Annotated in this window: 2 protein-coding genes; both read left to right on the top strand. The window is 40.6% G+C overall.

The window, feature by feature from the left end:
* The coding region (locus AC3LHT_RS10265) for a carbohydrate ABC transporter permease (RefSeq protein ID WP_488662824.1) at positions 1 to 1,073 on the top strand (1,073 nt) is incomplete at its 5' end.
* An 18-nt stretch (positions 1,074 to 1,091) separates the two neighbouring features.
* Positions 1,092 to 1,588, top strand: a 497-nt coding sequence (locus tag AC3LHT_RS10260) for a carbohydrate ABC transporter permease (protein WP_488662823.1), incomplete at its 3' end; no start/stop codon positions are given.

The raw sequence follows: 1,588 nt of genomic DNA, 5'->3' as shown, positions 1-1,588 counted from the left end.
TCTTCGCTGGCCTTTACTATAGCTTTACAAATTATCAGCCAACAGAGGTACAGAAATTCAGAATGCGATTTGTGCCAGAGGAAGCAATGATGATTCACACTGGCATTTTTTTGAACGAAGGCGATGTTTCGCATGAAGATGTTGCAGCAGTCTTCGACCCGGTCAACTTTGTGCTGTACGATGTGGGAGTAAAGCTCAATGATAAACAAATAGAAGCTGTTAGAAAATATTTGGACTGTGAAGAACTCATTGAGGATTTTCTCGCAGGAAATTTAAGAAAAGAGATGTCCGTTGCAGATTTCATGAAAAAATATATGAAAGCAAAGAGCAATCTGTTCAAAAGTTATGTTCCAGACTTCATCGGTTTGAGTAACTTCAAGAAGATGCTCAAAGATGAGTATTTCTGGATATCACTTAAGAACGCTTTCGTTTACTCGGGCGTGGTGGTGCCTGTTCAGACGTTATTAGCCGTACTGCTTGCCGTTGCTGCGAACATGAAGATTAGGGGCAGGAAATTTTTCAAAGTTATCTTCTTTCTTCCTTCCATTTCTTCTTCAGCTGCCATATCGATGATCTTCTGGCTTATATACTCGAAACCTGGTGTGCTGAATAGGCTGCTGTCTTATGTTGGATTGCAACCAGTTGACTGGCTTAACAATCCCAGTACGGCGTTAGGTGCAATCATGGTTTTAAATGTGTGGACAACAGCAGGGTACTTCATGATCACGTTTCTCGCAGGATTGCAAGGAATACCGAGATCAATCTACGAAGCAGCTGAAATAGATGGGGCAAGATTCTGGACAAGATTTTGGAGGATCACATTCCCTCTTCTCCGACCTCAAATTTTGTTCGTTTCCACAATGGGAATTATCGGTTGCATGCAGGTATTTGACCAAATCTATTTCTTGATAAAGAACATGAGAAACATTACCATATCTTACTACATATACAAGAATGCTTTTGAGTATCATAACATGGGTTATGCGTCAGCGATAGCCATGGTGCTTTTTCTCATAATACTCGTCATAACCTCAATACAGAGAAAAATCGTCAAAGAAGAGGCGTATTTCTGATGAAAAGAGAGGGGTTATATGAATAAATGGAGGATAGGATTGATAGTTTCATACATACTTTTGATTGCGTATGCTGTCATTTCCATTTTTCCCTTCATGTGGTCAGCACTGGTATCCATAACTCCTATGAAGTATACCGATGAGAATGGAGTAGAGCGTGGGGTCGACATTATGAAATGGCCACCAGATATCAATTTTTTCCGGTGGCCAGTTAAGGTTTTTGGGGCACCGGGAACACTATCCAATTACCTGCAGATTTTCAGAATAACTCCCTACGCTAGGTGGATACTTAACACTGTTCTGTATGCACTATTGGTAACTATAGGCCATTTGTTGTTTGACACGCTTGGGGGGTATGCATTTGCAAAATTACGATTTCCCTTGAAAAATTTCTGGTTCACGATGTTCCTTGCTACCTTAATGATCCCAGGGCATGTTACGATGATTCCAAACTACAGCCTTATGGTAAAATTCGGTTTTGTGAATACCTATTACGGTCTCTTCATTCCAAAGCT

Source organism: Kosmotoga sp., from assembly GCF_982836095.1.
This window is presented reverse-complemented; position numbering and strand designations above follow the sequence as displayed.